Source organism: Paludibacterium sp. (assembly GCF_019232825.1).
Lineage (GTDB): Bacteria > Pseudomonadota > Gammaproteobacteria > Burkholderiales > Chromobacteriaceae > Paludibacterium.
In genome coordinates this window covers 1-2,406 of sequence record NZ_JAFAND010000107.1, presented here as the reverse complement: position 1 = coordinate 2,406, position 2,406 = coordinate 1, and the positions used below count along the sequence as shown (strand labels likewise).

2 protein-coding genes and 1 pseudogene are annotated in these 2,406 nt (G+C 56.7%); 1 reads left to right on the top strand and 2 read right to left on the bottom strand.

What is annotated here, in order from left to right:
• Nucleotides 1–413, bottom strand: a pseudogene (locus JOZ06_RS13800) (S9 family peptidase); the annotation flags it as partial.
• Nucleotides 414–552: 139 nt separating this feature from the next.
• On the opposite strand from JOZ06_RS13800, the gene hemE reads away from it, so the two are divergent.
• Nucleotides 553–1,632, top strand: coding sequence for a uroporphyrinogen decarboxylase (gene hemE / locus JOZ06_RS13795; protein ID WP_293233388.1), 1,080 nt, complete (start codon nt 553–555; stop codon nt 1,630–1,632).
• Between the two features lie 532 nt (nt 1,633–2,164).
• Here hemE and JOZ06_RS13790 read toward each other — a convergent pair.
• Nucleotides 2,165–2,406 (bottom strand): hypothetical protein (locus JOZ06_RS13790; RefSeq protein WP_293233386.1); only part of this gene is annotated, 242 nt, incomplete at its 5' end.

Below are 2,406 nucleotides of genomic sequence, written 5' to 3'. Positions count from 1 at the left end.
TCGCGGATGCCAATCAGGCGCTGGCGCGGGCGGTCCACCACGAAGTCGGCGAAACGCTGCTTGCCCGGCCTGGTCAGCGCCACCGGCGCCGCATCCTCGTCGAGGCGATACACCATATTGTCGGCAAAGTGCGAGAACCACACCGTGCCGCCGTCCACCGCATACGCGCCGCCGCCGTATTCGTGCACCCGGGTGCGCACATTGAAGGGCATCGGCGTCAGTTCCGCGCTCTGGTTGCCGTGCAGGCGCATCAGGGTATTGCGTCCCGCCTCCGCCGCACGCCCCGCCAGCCAGTACAGATCGTGGCCGTCGATGGCCACGCCGCTCAGCGGCACAGAGCCGGCCGCCACGCGCGCGGCGCTGATCGGCGAAGGCCAGGCGCCAAAGGGCGCGGTAATGGTCGGGGTAGTCATGAAAGCTCCAGGAGTCGCAGGCAAGCTAGGCATCATAGAGAAAAACAGGCTTAAAAAATAGTGCTGCTTGACGTAGCGATATGGCTCAAACCGCAGGGGATGCGATAATAAACCTTTATTCCGCCACTTATTGTCTTCCATGCCACAATTCGCCCCGCTCCAGAACGATACCTTCTTGCGCGCGTTGCTGCGCCAGCCGACCGACTACACCCCGGTGTGGCTGATGCGCCAGGCGGGCCGATATCTGCCGGAATACCGCGCCACGCGCCAGAAGGCCGGTTCCTTCATGGGCCTGGCCACCAATCCCGACTACGCCACCGAAGTCACCCTGCAGCCGCTGGACCGCTATCCGCTGGACGCAGCCATCCTGTTCTCCGACATCCTGACCGTGCCGGACGCCATGGGTCTGGGCCTGCATTTCGTCGAAGGCGAGGGCCCCAAGTTCGAGCGTCCGCTGAAAACGGAGGCTGACGTGCTGGCCCTGCGCGAGCCTGCGCTGGAATCGCTCGACTACGTGTTCAAGGCCGTCACCCAGATCCGCACCGCGCTGAATGGCCGCGCCCCGCTGATCGGCTTTTCCGGCAGCCCCTGGACCCTGGCCTGCTACATGGTCGAAGGCGAAGGCTCGCGCGAGTTCCATACCATCAAAAAGATGCTGTACAACCGCCCGGACCTGATGCATCACATCCTCAAGATCAACGCCAAGTCGGTGGCCGACTACCTGAACGCCCAGATCGACGCTGGCGCGCAGGCCGTGATGATCTTCGACTCCTGGGGCGGCGCGCTGGCCGACGGCGCCTACCAGCAGTTCTCGCTCAAGTACATGCAGGACGTGGTGTCCCAGCTCAAGCGTGAAAAAGATGGCGTCAAGATCCCCGCCATTGTCTTCACCAAGGGCGGCGGCCATTGGATTGAGCAGATCGCCGCGATCGGCGCCGACGCGGTGGGCCTGGACTGGACCGCCAACCTGGGCCAGGCACGCGCCCTGGTGGGCGATAAAGTGGCTTTGCAGGGCAATCTGGATCCAGCCATCCTGTTTGCCAGCCCGGACCAGATCCGCGCGGAAGTCCACAAGGTGCTGGACGCCTACGGCAAGCCAAGCGCCGGCAATGGCCACGTATTCAACCTGGGCCACGGTATTTCGCAGTTCACTCCGCCGGAGAACGTGGCAGCCATGGTCGATGCAGTGCACAGCTACAGCAAGGCCCAGCGCGCCTGAGTTAAATCGCCTGTAGTATGACGACAAAGGGTAGGTTTCAGCCGAAACCTGCCCTTTTTTCATAGTGCCCGCTAGTCACCATATGCGACTTATGCACAATTTTATTTACTGCGGAAATAACAGGCAGTGATTTTCAGGCAGCTAAGTAGTCAGTAGTAACTAACTGATTTAAAAGGTTTTATTTTTTGATCTGTACGGCAACATTTAGCAAGCGGTAAACCTTATCCCCGCTGGGTAACAAGCTTGTTTTCTCATTGTTCACAAAGTTGTCCACAGAATCTGTGGATAAAAAATAAAAGTACTTAGTAAACCGTAACTTAGCCATAATGTTGCTGTTTTGGCCGAGGTTTATGTTGCGCTGCGCAATTTTTGGGCAGATTTTGAGTGGTGGTCACTTCGTTGTTGGCGGACAAACCTTGCAGATAAGGCATGTTTAGAATTTCAGCCCTGGCTGGTCTGTTTGTGCTTCGCAGTATCCACCGATAAGCCATCAAAAGTGGCTCGAAATCGTTAAAAATGGCTCCTGAATACTTCACTTATGCACAGCGGAGGGAAAACAGGTCCCATTTTGTCCCCTCTGGGAAGCATTTTCCAAGTGACTGATTTTAAAGAACAAAATTTGTGAATTTTTACCCGTTTTTTGAGGATTGCATGCTGGATGTGACTGGTTTCTGGACATTAAGATTCCTTTTTCCACAAAGTTATCCACAAAAACTGTGGATACTTTAAATAGGCCTTGATATGACGGGTCTTTTTCCACACTGCATCCTTCAG

Excerpts from the sequence above, each read along its gene's own strand:
- hemE (WP_293233388.1), top strand. The coding sequence starts at position 553 with ATGCCACAATTCGCCCCGCTCCAGAACGATACCTTCTTGCGCGCGTTG.